18 protein-coding genes are annotated in these 16,873 nt (G+C 65.6%); 16 read left to right on the top strand and 2 right to left on the bottom strand.

Going from position 1 to position 16,873, the window contains the following annotated elements; all coding sequences use genetic code 11:
* Positions 1 to 198: 198 nt before the first annotated feature.
* From ACFC4D_RS04160 to ACFC4D_RS04145, 4 genes are all read left to right on the top strand, one after another.
* Positions 199 to 585 (top strand): hypothetical protein, encoded by a 387-nt coding sequence (locus ACFC4D_RS04160; protein ID WP_376061728.1) that lies wholly within the window; start codon positions 199 to 201, stop codon positions 583 to 585.
* Positions 582 to 1,292: a hypothetical protein gene (locus tag ACFC4D_RS04155; RefSeq protein WP_376061727.1), complete on the top strand. Its 711-nt coding sequence runs from the start codon at positions 582 to 584 to the stop codon at positions 1,290 to 1,292. The genes ACFC4D_RS04160 and ACFC4D_RS04155 overlap by 4 nt, the downstream gene beginning before the upstream one ends.
* 19 nt (positions 1,293 to 1,311) lie before the next feature.
* The gene (locus ACFC4D_RS04150) at positions 1,312 to 1,980 is read left to right on the top strand and encodes a TetR/AcrR family transcriptional regulator (RefSeq protein ID WP_376061725.1); all 669 of its coding nucleotides are present in this window, start codon (positions 1,312 to 1,314) and stop codon (positions 1,978 to 1,980) included.
* A 206-nt stretch (positions 1,981 to 2,186) separates the two neighbouring features.
* Positions 2,187 to 2,906, top strand: coding sequence for a hypothetical protein (locus ACFC4D_RS04145; RefSeq protein WP_376061723.1), 720 nt, complete (start codon positions 2,187 to 2,189; stop codon positions 2,904 to 2,906).
* Positions 2,907 to 2,975: 69 nt separating this feature from the next.
* Here the strand turns inward: ACFC4D_RS04145 and ACFC4D_RS04140 are convergent, their stop codons facing one another.
* Positions 2,976 to 3,641 carry a TetR/AcrR family transcriptional regulator gene (locus ACFC4D_RS04140; protein ID WP_375966709.1) on the bottom strand — a complete coding sequence of 222 codons (666 nt, stop codon included), beginning with the start codon at positions 3,639 to 3,641 and terminating at the stop codon, positions 2,976 to 2,978.
* A 249-nt stretch (positions 3,642 to 3,890) separates the two neighbouring features.
* On the opposite strand from ACFC4D_RS04140, the gene ACFC4D_RS04135 reads away from it, so the two are divergent.
* Positions 3,891 to 5,162 (top strand): PucR family transcriptional regulator, encoded by a 1,272-nt coding sequence (locus ACFC4D_RS04135; protein ID WP_376061721.1) that lies wholly within the window; start codon positions 3,891 to 3,893, stop codon positions 5,160 to 5,162.
* 43 nt (positions 5,163 to 5,205) lie between these two features.
* Here ACFC4D_RS04135 and ACFC4D_RS04130 read toward each other — a convergent pair whose 3' ends face one another.
* Complete coding sequence (locus ACFC4D_RS04130; RefSeq protein ID WP_376061720.1) at positions 5,206 to 6,546, bottom strand: lipase family protein; 1,341 nt, start codon at positions 6,544 to 6,546, stop codon at positions 5,206 to 5,208.
* Between the two features lie 358 nt (positions 6,547 to 6,904).
* On the opposite strand from ACFC4D_RS04130, the gene ACFC4D_RS04125 reads away from it, so the two are divergent.
* From ACFC4D_RS04125 to ACFC4D_RS04075, 11 genes are read left to right on the top strand one after another with little or no spacing between them, the layout of a single operon-like run.
* Positions 6,905 to 7,666, top strand: coding sequence for an ABC transporter permease (locus tag ACFC4D_RS04125; protein ID WP_364635929.1), 762 nt, complete (start codon positions 6,905 to 6,907; stop codon positions 7,664 to 7,666).
* The gene (locus tag ACFC4D_RS04120; RefSeq protein ID WP_375966714.1) at positions 7,666 to 8,532 is read left to right on the top strand and encodes an ABC transporter permease; all 867 of its coding nucleotides are present in this window, start codon (positions 7,666 to 7,668) and stop codon (positions 8,530 to 8,532) included. Before ACFC4D_RS04125 ends, ACFC4D_RS04120 begins: the two co-directional genes overlap by 1 nt.
* A 3-nt stretch (positions 8,533 to 8,535) precedes the next feature.
* Positions 8,536 to 9,582 carry an MlaD family protein gene (locus tag ACFC4D_RS04115; RefSeq protein ID WP_376061719.1) on the top strand — a complete coding sequence of 349 codons (1,047 nt, stop codon included), beginning with the start codon at positions 8,536 to 8,538 and terminating at the stop codon, positions 9,580 to 9,582.
* On the top strand, positions 9,579 to 10,586 hold the full coding sequence (locus ACFC4D_RS04110; protein ID WP_376061718.1) for an MlaD family protein: 1,008 nt from the start codon (positions 9,579 to 9,581) through the stop codon (positions 10,584 to 10,586). The genes ACFC4D_RS04115 and ACFC4D_RS04110 overlap by 4 nt, the downstream gene beginning before the upstream one ends.
* Positions 10,574 to 11,617 carry an MlaD family protein gene (locus tag ACFC4D_RS04105; protein WP_376061717.1) on the top strand — a complete coding sequence of 348 codons (1,044 nt, stop codon included), beginning with the start codon at positions 10,574 to 10,576 and terminating at the stop codon, positions 11,615 to 11,617. Before ACFC4D_RS04110 ends, ACFC4D_RS04105 begins: the two co-directional genes overlap by 13 nt.
* On the top strand, positions 11,617 to 12,720 hold the full coding sequence (locus ACFC4D_RS04100) for an MlaD family protein (protein WP_376061715.1): 1,104 nt from the start codon (positions 11,617 to 11,619) through the stop codon (positions 12,718 to 12,720). The genes ACFC4D_RS04105 and ACFC4D_RS04100 overlap by 1 nt, the downstream gene beginning before the upstream one ends.
* A complete protein-coding gene (locus tag ACFC4D_RS04095) occupies positions 12,717 to 13,796 on the top strand; it encodes an MlaD family protein (protein WP_376061714.1) in 1,080 nt (359 codons plus the stop codon). Before ACFC4D_RS04100 ends, ACFC4D_RS04095 begins: the two co-directional genes overlap by 4 nt.
* The gene (locus ACFC4D_RS04090; RefSeq protein WP_375966725.1) at positions 13,793 to 14,752 is read left to right on the top strand and encodes an MlaD family protein; all 960 of its coding nucleotides are present in this window, start codon (positions 13,793 to 13,795) and stop codon (positions 14,750 to 14,752) included. The genes ACFC4D_RS04095 and ACFC4D_RS04090 overlap by 4 nt, the downstream gene beginning before the upstream one ends.
* Before the next feature lie 23 nt (positions 14,753 to 14,775).
* Positions 14,776 to 15,366: a hypothetical protein gene (locus ACFC4D_RS04085; RefSeq protein WP_376061713.1), complete on the top strand. Its 591-nt coding sequence runs from the start codon at positions 14,776 to 14,778 to the stop codon at positions 15,364 to 15,366.
* Between the two features lie 34 nt (positions 15,367 to 15,400).
* Entirely contained in the window at positions 15,401 to 16,363 is a 963-nt protein-coding gene (locus ACFC4D_RS04080; protein ID WP_376061711.1) for an alpha/beta hydrolase, read from the top strand.
* Complete coding sequence (locus tag ACFC4D_RS04075; RefSeq protein ID WP_375966730.1) at positions 16,360 to 16,587, top strand: acyl carrier protein; 228 nt, start codon at positions 16,360 to 16,362, stop codon at positions 16,585 to 16,587. Before ACFC4D_RS04080 ends, ACFC4D_RS04075 begins: the two co-directional genes overlap by 4 nt.
* Positions 16,588 to 16,873: the final 286 nt, after the last annotated feature.

Raw genomic sequence — 16,873 nt, 5'->3', positions numbered from 1 at the left:
GGTCACCAATGTTTCTTCCGTGTGCGTCCGCGTTGCCGTGAGCGGGGGAGTGCCGGCTAGGGATCGATGAACTGCCGATAACGACGACTCGTGACCGATTGCTCACAAGTAGCTATCGATGCTCTCCTTGGGCTCCAGTCCGGAACATGCAGCGCTGAAGGATTTGCTCCGGATCCATTCGAGGGAAGTGAGCACACCATGCGAACCACACTCTTGGTAAGCGTCGCGGGCGTGGCAGCCGCGATCGCAGCCGTGACCACCGCCGGTACGGCCGCCGCGGCGGAACCGATAGTGATCCCCGAAGCGGGATTTGCCGGGGTGTGGCTGACCCCCGGTGAGACAGCCGCACTCGCGAACAGCCCGCTCCCGGATATGGCCGATGGCGTGATCTCGCCCGCAGCCACCCGGGTATCCATGGCACCGGGCTCGACACTGGCGAATCCGGACGGCAGTACCTATGCCAGCAATGCCGCGATCCTGGGTGAGGCGGCCGCGCATCCCGGGGGATCGGCGGGGGTGTTCCTGAGCAATCCGGCCGACCCGGCCGATCCGGGCGCGATTCTGACCATCGTCCAGGATTGGTGACCGGGGTGCGGATCAAACAGTTGAGCGCGTTGGTGATCGCGGCGGCCGCTACTACCGCGGCCGCCGCCGCCAGCGCCGATGCCGCTCCCGATCCGGTGGCGCTCGGCGGGGGTTCGGGCATCGTGCTGGGCGGGCACGCGATGTGCTCGCTCACCGCGGTCGGAACCGATGGCGCCGGGCGGCTCGTCGGCTTGACCGCCGGTCACTGCGCATCGGCCGGGACGCCCGTCAGTGCCGAGGAGACGCCTGCCGCCGGTGCCATCGGTACGATCGCCGCCTCCGATGGCGGGGCCGGATTGGATTACGCCGTAATAGAATTCGACGCGTCGAAGGTCACCCCGGTGCGCACCGTCGGCGGCACCACCATCGCCGGGGTCGGCGATACACCCGGCCCGGGGATCACGGTGTGTTCGAACGGTCGCTCCAGCGGTTTCGACTGCGGTGTGGTCTGGGGAACGGTCGCGGGCCGGGAAGTGAACCAGTCCTGCTCGCAGCCGGGTGATTCCGGCGGACCGGTGACCATCGGGGATCGGCTCGTGGGCATGAACCAGGGCCGTTTGACCTCGCTGGGCGGTATCGGGTTCAACGTGCCCTGCGTGGTGGCGGCCGTTCCGGTGCACGCGCCCGCCTATTTCCAGCCGATTGCCCCGATCCTCGCCGAGATCGACACCGCGGGCGGCGTGGGCGCGGGCTTCCGGCCGATCTGATCGGGCCTATTCTGATCCGATGAGCAGTAAGGAGACGGTCGCGCTGTCGCGGTTGCCGCGGGGGCCGCATCGCCTCACCCGTGAGGACGTGTCGGCCTCGCAGCGGCATCGGCTGTGCTGGGCGGCCATCGAGGCGGTGGCCGAACGCGGCTACAAGCCCATGACCGTGGCCGATATCGTTGAGCGGGCGCATGTTTCGCGACGCACCTTCTACGAGATGTTCGACAATCGGGATGACTGTTTCGCCGCGGGCTTCGAGCTCGCGATGGAGATCGTCGAGACGAAATTGGATTCGGCGATCGAGAACGCCGAGAACCTGCGATTGCGCGAGGTGCTGTTCACCTCGCTGCGGGAATACCTGACCTTTCTCGCGAGCGAGCCCGCCGTGGCGCGGGCGCTGCATGTCGAAACCCTGTCCGGCGATGCGGCTCTCGCCGAACAGCGGGCCCGGATGGAACGGGTGCTGTCCGAGCGCATCCGGGCGGCGTATCTGATGGCGCGCGCCGACGGCGCGGATTATCCGCTGGTCCCGGACGGCATTTTCGATCTGCTCGTCGGCGGTATCGACAATCGGATCCGCGATTTTCTGCGCACGCGGGGCGCGGCGGACCTGCCCGAACTCGCCCCGCTACTGCATCAGGCGGCCATGGCCCTGCTCGGTCGACCCGAATATCCCACCGGAAACTGATAAACGCCTGCCCGATTTGCCGGTTATGCGGTATATGCATGAACGTCAGGTGTATTCCAGTTTAATCCGGTGATTTGCGCTGTGTATCGAGTCACTTCAAGGTCTGCATTCGTTGCACGCTGCTGATTGCAAACTTACAGTTTGCTTATCAATAGCTAACCCGGCGATTGGTTCTTAATCTGCAGGCTGAAGTAAGAGGTAGGGCATTGATCAAGACCAGACTGGCCGCGGTTGCCGCACTGGTATCGGCGGTTTCGGTGATTACGGCGGCCGCGGCGCACGCCGATCCGATCTCCGATGCGGCGGAGGCCATCCACTACACCGCGTCCGCCACCGATGGTTCCGCGATCATCTCCACCGATATCGGATCGCTCGATGTCGAGGACGGCCGATTCGAGATCAAGGCGCCCGGCGGCGCGGTCGTCGCGGGCACCGAATTGTCCTTCCGCGTGGACGATTTCGTCTTCCCGATCGCCGCCGCGATTCGCGACAACACCGCCACCCTCACCCCGCTGTTCGACCTCCAGCACGCGCAATACCGCCCTGTCGCACTGCCTTTCGAGGAATCCGCGCCGTGGAAGACCCCGTATGACCGGGAACAGGCCGCGTGGAATCGCATGAAGGACACCATCAGCGTCGGCGCGACCATCGGCACCCTGGTCGGCGGAATCGGCGGCGGCGCGGTCGGTTGCGCCCTCGGCGGTCTCGCGGTCGGCACCGGCGCGTCGCTGGCCACCGGCATCATCGGCGGGCTGTTCTTCTTCCTGCCCGGTGCGGTGGTCGGCTGCCTGGCGGGCGCCGCCGCCATGGGCGCCCTCGGCGCGATCGCGGGCATGATCCTGGTGACCGCACCCGTCGCCATCGCCGCCGCCGTGCAGTACTTCACCACGATCAACGAACCCTTCACCCCGGCGCCCGCGAAATAGCTCCGCCGGAAGACAATTCGCCAGGTGTGATTTGCCGAGAATTTGCGGCAATTCTCGCCTGGCGAATTTCTATGTGTGCTCGGGGTTTTCCGGGCTACTGCTCAGCAGGGTGAGAGCGGCGTAGGACAGCGTGGGTTCGAGATCGGGAAGCGCTGCGGCTCCGGCGGTTTGCAGGCAATCGCGGATGCGGTCGTCGATTCCGCCCATGAGGAGTTCGATGACCGCCTCGGGAAGTTGTCCGGTTACCTCGCCCTGGGCGGCGGCAAGATCGCGGGCGGCACGCATGCGCCCGGCGAAGACCGACATCAGGCGGCGGCGGTAGACGGTGAAAGCCGGTCCGGCGATGAGGGCTTCGATATGCAGGGCGCGGGCGGCGGCCGGGTCGTCGGCGAGAATGCGGAGGTAGGCGGCGAGTGAGGCGCGCACCAGTTGCCGCCAATCGAGCTGTCCCGCAGCCGCGATGGCGGAGTCGAGCCGGGTGGTGGCGATGTCGACGAGTACCTCGAAGGCCGCGGCGAAGCAGGCTTCCTTCGAGTCGAAGAGTTCGTAGAAGGTGCGGCGGGAGATCTTGGCGCGCGCCACCAGATCCGCGACGCTGACCGCGTTGTAGCCGTGCTCGGCGACCGCGTCGATGATGGCGACGTACAGGCGCGCCAATTGCGAATCGGCCACTTCGGCGCGGGTGAGCCGGTGCGGGCCGCGCGGAAGTCGCTCGACTGCGGCAGGCTCGTTCACCCGGCCACGATAGCAACGCCCGCGGTCCGGATTGCCGCATGCGGCGGCGTGGCCGCCGACCGGGGTGAACTCGCACACACGCTTGGCGGAGAAGAGTGAGGTACTCTACTGTTTCCTACAGGCGGTCCGACCGCTGGACCGGGTGGGTCGATCCAGGCGAGGAGTACGAAACTATGCAACTGACCTGGCGAATGGCGTGGATGCGGCACCCCGTGCCCACGGGCGCATGACACTCCCGGGTGGTTGGTGATGACGATCGCTCCACTGCGGCTGGCGGCCCACGCGCCCCTGGTCGCCAGGCTGGCGCCGCGCATTCCGGAGATCGCGCTCGAAGTGCGGGATGTCTGTGTGAGCGCGATGCCGATACAGGTCTCCGCCACGGAGGGCTATTTCGCCGATGACGTCCGGCCCGCGATCTACGCGTGCTGTTCGGGCTATCTGCGCGCACTCGAGGAGTCGCGCACGATCTCCCGGGAGGAGATCGCCCGCATCGTGATGCCCGTGGCCGAACGGCATGCCCCGGGCAATCGGATCGGGCTCTCGCTGCTGATGTCGGCGCTGCACAGCGGTGCGGGGCATCTGTGGAGTCTGATCGCCGAGTCCGCCGAGCCGTCGGATGCGGCGGATCTGGCCGCCTTCACCGAGCATCTGTTCGCGTTCATCGGTGAGGTCAGCGCGGTACTGGCCGAAACCTACATCGACAGTGAGCAATCGGCGTATTCGGGGGATCCGCTCGCGCGGCGGGCATTGTGCGCGGCGCTGCTCAAGGGCGATCCCGCCGAGGAGCTCGCGATTCGCGCGGATATCACCCTGGTCGATCGCTATGACGTTGTGGCACTGCAGATTCGATCGGAAGAGGGGATTTCGGGCCCGGGTGCGATGCTGGGAGCGCGGCATCGATTGCGGCTGGCGCAGCAGGCATTCGACCATTTCGCCGGCGGTCCGGTGCTCAATACGTTCGATGGAATCTCCGGTGTCGTCCTGTTGGCGGCGGAAACCGTGGACGTCGATCAATCGGGTGATGCGATCGAGCAGTTGATCGCCACCCTGGAACGGCAGTTCCACATCGATACGCATGCGGCGGTATGCCGCGATATCGTGCGCGCCGAAATTCCCGCCTCCGGTGACACCTGCCGACAGGTCGCCGAAATCGCACAACTGCTCGGTCGCCCGTCCGGACTCTATCGACCGGACGACTTCCTGCTGGAGCAGCAGATCACCCGGCCCGGTCCGGCCCGGGAAAGGATTGCGGCACTGCTCATCCCGCTGCGCGAGCACCCCCATTTGCTCGAAACCCTGGAGATGCATGTCCAGTACGGCGGAGCGGACCGTAAGACGGCGGCCGACAAGATGTTCATTCACCCGAATACGTTCAGCTATCGACTGCGCCGTGTTGCGGAATTGACCGGGGTGGATCCATTGCAGCCGAATGGTTTTCGCTTGCATGCCGCCGCGATGATCATCCATCGCATCGACAGGGCCAAATCCCGGATCTGTGCCGAGGCCCCCGGGACGAGCTAGCCGATCTTCGCGGGGCCGCGCGTAATCTCGCGGCCCCGTTCCATCAGGCTGCTTTATCTCCGCTGACATCACTGCCGCGCAACGTGTTTCGGGATGCGCGGACCCGCAGCGGCCGGCCGAACAATACGCGCAGTGCGGTGGCGGCAAGCATGAGCACTCCCCGGAGACCGGGAGCCATACCAACCACGGACCACACGGTTCTGGTGCTGGATTCCGCGACGGGAGTCCCCGCTATCCGTGCGGCCAGCCAATCGAGCACCAGTGGTGTGGACAACGGCATCAGTGAGCCGTGTTCGCTCAGCCGGTCGCGCAGATAGGTGACCCGCGCGCCGCCCGCCAGATATCGGCCGACCTGACCGTCGACGTCGTCGACGTGGATGATCTGATCGTGCACGGCCTGCACCACGAGCAAAGGGCAAGCGGGAGTGTGCATTCCGAGCCGCACATCGTCGAGCATCTCCTGCATGGCGGGTCGCTGGAGCAGGTTGGCCAGCGTATCGGTGCGCAGATATCTGTCGACGCTGTGCCGGGCGTACCGCGTGACGATCCCGAACGGATTCATCTTCGCCGCCCGATCGAGGTGGCGCAGCCCCTCGGGCGTGGTCTGTTCGGCGACCACCGCGCCCAGTGCCGGATACAGCGGAACCAGCCCGGCGATCACCATCAGCGCGAGTCCGGCGAACCAGCCGCCGTTCAATCTCGTTACCGCGGCACGGAAATCGCCCACCGGCGAACCGAGCGCGGCACCGGCGATATTCAGTTCCGGACTGTAGATCGGAGCCAGCTCCGCCGCCCACGAACTGGCCATACCGCCGCCGGAATAGCCCCACAGCACCACGGGGGTCTGCTCCGGCAGTCGCAGTCCGTCGAAACCCAGCGTGGCGCGAATTCCGTCGAGTACCCGGTAACCGGGTTCCCGCGGTGCGCCGAACGCACCGCGCATACCCTCGTGGTCCGCCATGCTCACGGCCCAGCCGCGCGCGAGCGCGTTTGCCACGACCAGCCATTCGAGCTGTGACAGTGATCCGAGCGCATGTGCGCCGCGGCGCAGCGCGTAGGACGGGAAGCAGTGTTCGCTGACCGCGTCGATGGCACATTGGAAGGCCAGCAGCGGCCGCGGTTCGGCGGGATCGGCTCCGTGCGGCAGGAATACGGTCGTGACCGCCGTTTCCGGCGCACCGTTCAGATCATTGCTGCGGTACAGCAGCTGCCATGCGGTGACTTGCTGGCGGACAATGCCGAACTGCGCGATTTCGACTGTGCGAGTGCGTAATACGGTGCCCGGTACCGAATTCGCGAAATCATCGGGCGGTGCATAGAACGGGTCGGCGGAGGGGAGTAGCGGTGTGCTTCCGCGTGTGACGACATCATCGGTGATGCCCATGGTGAACCTCCGTTGAAAATGAAACGCTCGGCGTCGGTAGCGCGACATAGCTGTATTCGGGACCGGCAGTCCGATTCCATCGTGTCAGATTCGATACCACGGAAACACTCCGCAGATCCATTTTGTCTTGTGAGACAAAAGATCCCCGCGATCTTCTTCGCGGCGTGCAGTGACCGCCGGTCCCGGGTCGGCGAGACTTGGCAGTCGATCGAAGCAGGTTGTAAACAACAGATGACGGTCCGGGGTGGGTGACGTGTCTGTGTATCCGGCACGCGCAATGACAGGCGGTATTTTGATTTCGGTGGTCCCTGCGCTGAATATCGTGAAGGAGAATTTCTCCGCCACGGTGATCGCGAGCATGCGAACATTCGGCCGATCCGTGCAGATCGGCGTGGAGTCGATTATCGGCACCGCCACCGACATCACCCGCCGCAAATTCCAATGGCGCGAAATGATTCTGCAATGCTGGGCATTGCTCACGGTCACCACCATTCCCGCGATTCTCATGGCGATTCCATTCGGCGTCATCGTCTCGGTGCAGGTCGGCAATCTCATCCATCAGCTCGGCGCGGATTCCATGCTCGGCGCGGGCGGCGGTCTCGGCGTCATCAAACAGGGCGCGCCGATGGCGACAGGCTTCCTGCTGGGCGGAGCGGGCGCGTCGGCCATTGCCGCGGATCTCGGGGCGCGCACCATTCGCGAGGAGATCGAGGCACTGAAGACCATGGGCATCGATCCCATTCACCGCCTGGTGATTCCGCGCATGGTCGCCATGGTCATCGTCGCCCCGCTGCTCAATATCCTGATCATCTTCGTCGGCATTCTGACCGGCTATGTGATGGCCATCGCGAGTCTGGGCGTGACACCCGGCAGCTACTGGGCGACCTTCGGTTCGTTCGCGACGGTCGCCGATGTCTGGGTCTCCCTGGCCAAATCGATCATCTTCGGTTTCCTGGTGGTGGTCATCGCGTGTCAGCGCGGACTCGAGGCCAGGGGTGGACCGCGCGGGGTCGCGGACGGCGTCAATGCCGCCGTCGTGGTCTCGGTGGTGTCCATCGTGCTGGTGAATCTCGCTATGACACAGGTGGTTTCGATGTTCCTGCCGACCAGGATCGCGTGATGACGGCGTCATCGTTCACGCCGAAGGGCCTGGGCTGGGCCTATCGCGGCTATCAGCGCCGGCATCGGCTGCTGGATCCGGTGCGCACCGCGGGTTTCGCGCTCGGCTTCGCCTGGGAGGTGCTGCGCGCGATTCCCTTGGCGCTCACCCACTATCGCGCCCAGACCATTCGGACCATCACCGATATGACCTGGGGTCGCGGTTCGCTCATCGTGGGCGGCGGCACCGTGCCGATGCTGATCATTCTCGGCCTCGCCATGGGCGCGTCGGTGGGCATCGAATCGTTCGTGACGCTGGACATGATCGGTATGGGCCCGATCACCGGTGTGGTGTCCGCCTTCGCCACCACCCGCGAGATGGCCCCCATCGCCGCCGCCATCGGCTTCGCGGCACAGGCGGGTTGCCGCATGACCGCCGAAATCGGCTCCATGCGCATCTCGGAGGAGATCGACGCCATCGAGGCGCTGGGCCTGCGCTCGATACCCTTCGTGGTCACCACCCGCGTCGTCGCGGGTGCCATCGCGATCGTGCCGACCTTCCTGATGGCGCTGATCCTGAGCTATGCCTCGTGCCGGGTGCTCATCACCGTGCTGCACGGACAGGCCGCCGGGGTGTACGACCACTATTTCTTCCAGTTCGTGAGCGGCTTCGACGTGATCGCCGCGGTGATCAAGGTGATGGTGTTCAGCGTCCTGGTGATCCTGATCCACAGCTACAAGGGCTTTTTCGCCACCGGTGGACCCGAGGGGGTCGGCATCGCGTCCGGGCATGCGGTGCGCGCCAGTTTCGTCGCGGTGATCGCCGCCGACATGGTGCTGAGCATCGTGCTGTGGGGTTTCAACTCACCGATCAGCTTTACGGGGTAGGGGATGCCTGCATACGGATTACCCGGCGTGGCCATGGACGAGAAGCGGTCGCTGGCGATGGGCGCGATGGCGCTCGCCGTCGTGGTCACCGCCGCGCTCATCGCCACGGTGGTCGCCGGGGTGCGCGCGGACTCCCGGTTGCGCGTCTCGCTGCTGACCGAGCAGATCGGCGACGGTATCGAGGCGGGCACCGAGGTGCGGCTCGACGGGGTGCGGGTGGGCACGGTCTCAACCATCGAACCCGGTGACGGCGGCACCCAGCGAATCGCATTGCGGCTGGACCGCTCTCGGCTCTTCGGTATCGATGACAGCCTGCGCCTGGACTACGCGCCCGCGAACCTGTTCGGCATCAGCGAACTCGAATTGAAACGCGGCTCCGGCGGCGCGCCGCTGCGCGATGACGCCCTCATCGATCTGACCGGACCGCGCGCGAAGGATGTGTACGACGCGACGATGGGATCACTGTTGCGCACCCTGTCCCAGGTCGGTGACAGTGTGCTGACCCCGCAGGTGGCGGCCATGCTCAGCCGGATGACCACCGATCTGGACGCCTTCACCCCGCTGTTGCAGGCGATGGTCGTGACCGCCGGGACCGTCGCCGATAAGCAGACGATGCCGATCTCGACCGTGCTCGGCAATTTCGGCGCGACGCTGGACAGCGGTGCGGGCTTCGTCGACGCGACGGTGCAACTGCTGCAACGGATCTACTCGATCCCGGTGCTGCGCACGGACCGTCAGCTCTTCGATTCGGGTGTGAACGTGGTGGTCGAGGATGTGCTTCCGGCGATTCGCGCGATCGGCGACGCCGCGCGCGATCAGCTCTCCGGATACACCGATATGCTCATCCCGCTGCTGCGGGCGCTGGCCCAAATGGTGCCCGCGCCAACGCGTTCCGGTCAGGACGTGAGCGCACTGCTGGACCGGTTGCGCACCGCCATGCCGGACACCCCGAACGGTCCGGTGCTGGACCTGTCGGTGGATCTGCGCGGTGTGCCCGCGCTGGCCGTGCCGCTGCTGGGCCTGTCCGCTCCGGCGGGAGCGGGCCGATGAAATCCGTGACGGGCGCGGCCTGGCGCACCCTGGCGTTCGCCATTGCCATGATCGTGGTTCTCGGCGTAGTGATTTCGGCGATCAAGCGCCCGGTCGACGGTGCGACCGAAACGCACGCCGTGCTCTTCACCGATGCCAACGGCCTCAAGACCGGTGATGACGTGCGCATGTACGGCGTGCAGGTCGGCAAGGTGAACAGCATTGCGCTGGACGGGAATCGGGCAAAAGTGCAGATCTCGGTGCTGACCTCGCACCCGCTGTTCGACACCAGCAAACTGGCGATCCGGTATCAGAATCTGACCGGGCAGCGCTATATCGACGTCCAGCAGCCGCCCGCGCCGACCACCCGGCTCGCCGCCGGGGCCGCCATCGGCACCGATCGGACCATACCGTCGTTCGATATCACCGCGCTGTTCAACGGTTTACAGCCGGTGCTCGCGACGCTGTCGCCGGACGCGCTCAATCAATTCGCCGAGAACATGCTCGCGGTGATCGATGGCGACGGCAGCCGGGTGGGGTCCGCGCTCGATTCGATCGGCAAGCTGAGTTCGTATGTGACCGATCGGCAGAGCGTGATCTCCACGCTGATGGGCAATCTCGCGCACATCTCCGATCAGATCGGCGGGCAGTCACCGCATCTGGTCACCCTGCTGCGCAGCATCTCCGATGTCTTCGGCTCATTGCAGACCAATATCGACGGCCTGGTCGATTTCGCGCTGACCGCCCCGCCGCTGCTGAATCCGGTGGACAGTCTGCTGGATCGGCTCGGCCTGACACCGAAGGCGAACCCGGATATCGACGGACTCATCCGCACCCTGTTCCCGAATCCGCAGGACGCGGTCGATGTACTCGGCCGCCTCCCCGGACTACTGCAATCGCTCGACGCGCTCGTCCCGCGGACCGGATCCGAGGTGGACCTGTCCTGCTCGCGGGGCAATGCCGAAGTGCCGCAGGTGCTCTCGGTGCTGATCGCCGGTCAGAAGGTCGCCGTATGCAAACAGTGAAACCGACGTGGCGGCAACGATTGCGCGTGCTGTTCGAACAGCGGTCGCGCACCGAACAGGCAACGCGCAGGCGCGAGCTGCGCTACGGGGTCATCGCCACCGTCGCGGTGCTCATCGCGGGTGGTGTGGCCGGTGCGACCTACGTAATGCCTTTGGGCAAACACACTTTTATCGCCGAGCTGGACGAGGCGCAATCGGTGAAGCCCGGTGACGATGTGCGCCTGGCCGGTATCCCGGTGGGCACCGTCAAATCACTGGATCTGCGGCCCGATCGGGTGCTGATGAATTTCACCGTCGACACCGATGTGTTCGTCGGCAATGAGACGACCCTGGATATCCGCATGCTCACCCTGGCCGGCGGCCACTATGTCGCGCTGTTCCCCGCCGGTTCGCGGCCGCTCGGTTCCGGGCATATCCCGGCCGATCGGGTTCGACTGCCCTACAACCTGATTCGAACCTTCCAGGACGCCACCGAACCGGTGAGCAAGCTGGACGGTGATGCCTGGCGCAAGAACTTCGCGGCCCTGGAACAGTCGATCACCGCCAATCCGGACGCACTGCGCCAAATGCTCGGCGGCGTCGAGAGTCTGGTCGACATCCTGAACAAGCAGAACGCGGACGTCTCCAGTGCGCTGGCCGTGGCCGATGAGTACATCGGCGCGATCACCACCGCGAAATCGGTGCTGGGACAGTTCATTCGCACGACCAACCTGCTCGAGACGACCCTGACCAATTACCGGGTGGAGGTGCGCGAGACGGTCAAGACCCTGGTCCGCATCGTCGATCGCATCGCCGCACTGCGACCGGCCTGGCAGTCCAGTCTGCAACCGGTGCTCACCCAGCTCGTCGCGGCCGTCCCCGAATTGGAAAGGCTCGGCGGGAAATTGGGCTCGCTGATCGATTCGGTACAGGACCTCGGTAAAAGGCTCGGTCAGCTGGTCCTGCCCGACGGCGGTATCGGCGTGGACCAGTCCGCGGCCGTGGTGACCGCGCCGCAACTGTGCATTCCGGTCGCGGGAAAGGCGTGCTGATGCTGTATCGCATGCTCGGCTCGCGCGGATTCATGACGATCTCCGGTGTCGTCGCGGTGGTCGTGGTCGCCTTCGCCGCGTATTTCGTCGCACTCGATCCGGCGAAGAAGATGAACAGCTACTGCGCCGATATGCCGGACACCATCGGCCTGTACACCGGCAATCGGGTGACCATGCGCGGGGTTCCGGTCGGGCAGGTGACCAAACTACAGCCCGGCGGCGCGCGAGTCCGGGTGGACTTCGAGGTGGACGCGCGATATCCGCTGGCGGCCGACACCGCGGCGACGACGCTGTCCAACACCCTGGTCGCCGATCGCGACCTGGCTCTGATCAGCCCCGGAAAGTCCGGTGCGCGTTGGGAATCGAGGACGTGTATCTCGAAGACCCTGACGCCCAAGAGCATGACCGAAATGCTCGACGCGATGGCCACGCTGTCCAACCGGACGCTGGGATCGGACCCGGCGCGGCAGGACGCGCTCGGCACCGGATTGAAGGCGCTGAACAGCGCCACCGCGGGCACCGGCGATCAGATCAACCAGATCATCACCAAATTGGGCACCGCGCTGAACGCCCCCGACGCGGCCATAGGCAGGCTCGGTTCGGTCATCGACGCGCTGGCGAGGCTGTCGGACAGCGTCGCCGCGCACTGGGGTGACATCAAATCCATGCTGACGCGGTTCGGCGGGGTGCTCGATCAGGTCAACAATGAACTGTTCAATCAGGTCGTCGAGGTCATCGAGGGCTTCCAGCGCGCCCTGCCGCTGCTCAATGACATCACCACGTTGGCAGGCGATCCCGTGCTGAAGCTGCTCGATTCCGCGGTGCCGCTGGTGCGGATGATCGGGGCGAATGTCGGGACGCTGGAGCAGATCATTCGCATGATCCCCACCATCACCGGTGCGTTCGCCCGCGCGGTCGATCCGCAGACCGGTGCGATCGGCCTCGATTACGCCCCGCCGCGCGTGGCGGTGGCCAGGCCCGATGCCGAGGCGGTCTGCGCGGCCATCAACGCGGTGGCCCCGGGCCGCTGCGCCGGTGCCGCCAATGGACTGGCCGATATCCAACTCCCGCAATTGATACTCGGAATCGTCGGTGCCTCATGAAACGGTCGAATTACGCTGTCCCGCTACGATTCCTGACGGCGGCGCCACTCGCCGCGGCGGTGCTGGCCACCTCCGGCGGTTGCGGTTTCGATCCGGCCTCGGTACCGGTCCCGGGTGCGGAGGTATCGGGTCCGACCCATCGCATCCAGATGGAATTCACCAGCGCGCTGAACCTTCCGGCGCGCGCGAAGGTGATGGCCAACGGGGTGCGGGTGGGCACGGTGGCCGATGTGCGCGTGGTCGATCCGGCCGCGGCTCCCGCCAAGGGCGGCTATGTCATCGTCGATGTCGACATCCTGGACTCGGTGCAGCTGCCGGTGACCACCATCGGTGAACTGCGCCAGAACACCGTGCTCGGCGATATCCACATCGCGCTGACCACCCCGCCGAACGGAGTCGGCGCGAAAATTCCAGCGGGCGGGACGATTCCGCTGACCCAGACCAAACCTCCGGTGCAGCTGGAGGACACCATGGCGGGCCTGGCGACCTTCATTCAGGGCGGTGCCATCGGCCGAATGCAGGATGCGGTGAACAAGCTCAACGGGGTGCTGCCCGCGGATCCCAAGGAGACCGCGCGCATCGCCGATGTGCTGCACGCCGATTACGTCGATCTGGGAAACAATCTCGCACAGGTGGATTCGTTCCTGAACGGTATCGGGGCCGATGCGAGCACGGTGGCGGCCGATGCGCCCGCCATCAAGGAACTGCTCACCGATTACGGCGTCACACAGACCTCCGCGGCGGTGTCCTCGGTGGTCGGGGTGGTCGGCGTACTGGGCCAGCTCGGCGCGGTCGGGCACGCGCTGATCTGGGCGGCCCCGCTGGTCGATTCCGCCGATGCGGCCGCGAAAGCCTTTCTGCCGCTAGCATTCACGGGCAGACCCCTGGATCTGAGCGCGCCGTCCAATCTGAACAAGTTGGTCGCCCTGCTGCGCGACAAGATCATTCCGTTCGTCGAGCGCGGGCCGAAGGTGAACATCACCGGCGCGACGGTGAGCGGGCCGGATACCGTCGCCAAGAACGATCAGGTGGACCGGATCGTCGATACCCTGCGCATGATCGGCGCGGTGCGATGAAGGCCGGGGGAGCGGTATCGCTACTGTCCATCGCGGTCGTGTCGATTCTGGGCGCGATCTACCTGGCGTACGGGGTGGTCCGGCTCGACACCTTCGTGGACTACACCACCGCGCGCATGGTGCTGACCAATTCCGGCAGTATCGGGGTGCGATCGCCGGTGCTGCTCAGCGGAGTTCGCGTCGGCGATGTGACCTCGGTGGACACCACCGCGGCGGGCGTCGAGGTGAATTTCCGCATCGATGACACCTATAAGATTCCGGTCGACTCGCGCGTGGTCATCGAGAATCTGTCAGCGATCGGTGAGCCCTATATCGAATTCGTGCCCGCCACGGGCGCGGGACCCTATCTGCGGTCGGGGCAGACCGTGGCGACCGAGAAGATTCGCATGCCCACCTCGATTCCGGAAGTCGCGCAATTGGTGGTGAAATTCCTGAATCAACTCGATCCGGAATCCATCAAACCGCTCATCGAGACGTTCGACCGGGCGCTGACCGGAACCGAATCCACGGTGCCCGGACTGGCGCGCGCGAGCGATCTGCTGGCGGCCAGCATGATCAGCCGCTCGCCGCAGCTGGGCGCGGTCATCACCAATCTGCAATCGCTTGCGGGAGATATGGATTGGGCCGCCCCGGCGATCTCGGCGGGCAATCCGCAGTGGGTGGATTTCGGCGTCGGGGTGGACAGGATCGCGGCGGCGTTCGGGGATCTGGTCAAGATCGCACCGGGTCCGCAGATGTACGCCGAGGGCAATGGTCTCGCACCGTTCCTGCAGAAGCTGGCCGAATGGGTCCGCACCGTCGGGCCGGATCTGCAAGCCCTGCTTCCGGTGCTGCAACCCCTTGTCCGGACCGGTATTTCGACCATTCCGCAGGTCGATATCAGCAGTCTGCTCGCACAGGCGCTCGCCTCGGTCGGCGATGACGGTGCGCTGCGGCTGCGGATCAACGTCAAGTAATCAGACATGGAGTGTGAGTTCAGATGGCGACCCTGATCGACGAGAACATCGAGGAGAAGACCACCGCCGAGCCCGCCGCGGCCGGGACCGGGCGGACCATCGCGGTCTCGCTGTCGACCATGATCACGGCCGCCGTCGTGGCGGCGCTGGTGATCACCGCCGGAGTGTTCGCGGCACTGTGGATTTCCGCGCGCGGTGAGCTGAGCGACAGCACCGCCGCCACGGCCGCGAATCAGCACGCCGAACAGGTGGCCACCGATTACGCGGTAGGCGCGGCCACCATCGACTACAAGGATGTGAACTCCTGGTTCGCCAAATTGAAGGCGAACACCACGCCCACCCTGGCGAACAAATTCGATGCCACCGCACCCAAATTGCAGGAGATCCTGGTCCCGCTGAAGTGGACCTCGACCGCGACCCCGATCGCGGCGAAGGTCGCCTCGGATTCCGGCGGCATCTACAAGGTGAATGTCTTCGTGAACGTGAATTCCACCAGTGCCCAGGCCCCGGACGGCGGCCTCACCACCGTCACCTACAGCGTCACCATCGATACGAATTCGGGCTGGAAGATCTCCGATGTCGGCGGCATGGACGGCGCGCTCCCGCGCAAGTGACGAAATCATCGCAGTAATCCAGGAGGAATCCACCGTGACCGAGAAGCTCGTCTATGCCGAATTCCCCGGGGGCAGTTGGCAATCGAGGGTGGTGCGGCAGACGCTGCGCTACACCATGAAACCCGTGCTGTGGCTCTGGGCGCTGGCCCCGAACCTGCCGTGGCCGTACCGGCTCGCCGATCAGCTGGGCCGATTCATGTGGTCGCCGCGCGGACTGGATCGCCGCTGGATCAAGCTTGCCAATGCCAGAGCCGAAATGGTCACCCCGGCCGACCCGATCGGCGAGCGGGTGGTGCTGTACTTCCACGGCGGCGCGTTCTACGTCGGCGGTAAATGGCTGCACCGCCAGCTGGTGGGCCGCATCGCCAAGGCACTGTCCGCTCCGGTGCTGAGCGTCGACTACCGCATGCTCCCCAAACATTCGGTCGCCGCCGCGATCGACGATTGCGTGGACGCGTACCGCTATCTGCTCGGTCTGGGCGTTGCCCCGGAAAGCATTGTCTTCATGGGTGATTCGGCCGGTGGGTATCTCACCTTCGCCACCGCGATCACCGCCCGCGACGAGGGTCTGCCGGTCCCCGCGGCGATCGCCGCGATGTCCCCGCTCACCGGCTGGGATACCAGCCGCATGGTGGCCGCGCCGACCGCCGCGACCTGTGATGTCTTCCCGATCAGATCCGTCGGCGTCTTCACCGCCCATGCCGAACGGGCCAATGGCGACCGCCCGCTGCTCTCCCCGGTGGACAGTGACCTCACCGGTCTGCCGCCCACCCTCATCCAGACGACCTCAACGGAAATGACCTTCCCCGACGCCGAACTGCTCTCCGCCCGCCTCGCGGCGCGCGGCGTCCCCTGCGAATTCCAGCTCTGGTTGAAACAGGTCCACGTCTTCCAGGCCGCCGCCATGCTGGTCCCCGAATCCCGCCTGGCGATAGCCGAGCTGGCGGCCTTCGTCGATCGCACCGTGGCGACGGTTCCGCGCCGGGCGACGGCATGACCTCCGGAGGTACATCGGCTGCGGCGCAACAGGATTCGGATGGGCCGTACCTGGACTGCGGTCTCGACTCCATGCACTCGCTGGAACTGATCGCCGAATTGGAGAAGACCTTCGGGATCTGCGTCACCCCCGACGAGATCCCGCGGACCGGCACGTTGCGCGAGGTCTGGGAAGCGATGGAACGCAAATTCTGCGATGCGAACGGCCGCCGTCCGCGTCGCTAGCGACCACTATTCACCCGGCCGTCATTCCGTGGTCAGCAATCATCAAGCGCGGTAAGGGTTTCCGCCCATAGTCTCGAAGCGGTCCGGAACCCGGGTGTATACCCGCCTCCTGAGTGGTGGCCCTCGCTGCAACCGAGGGCGTGCTCACCGCTCACGCTGATGCCGCCGGAATCGTCCCCCTGCCCGGCGGCATCACCGAACCACTTCGGCGCACTCCGTCCCGAATGCCGGTTCTCGGCTACCAAGATCGCTATCGTTGGCTTCGAATGCGAGCGAAATGCCTGAT

The organism is Nocardia sp. NPDC056000 (assembly GCF_042269265.1).
In the GTDB taxonomy this organism is placed as follows: Bacteria; Actinomycetota; Actinomycetes; order Mycobacteriales; family Mycobacteriaceae; genus Nocardia.
This window is presented reverse-complemented; position numbering and strand designations above follow the sequence as displayed.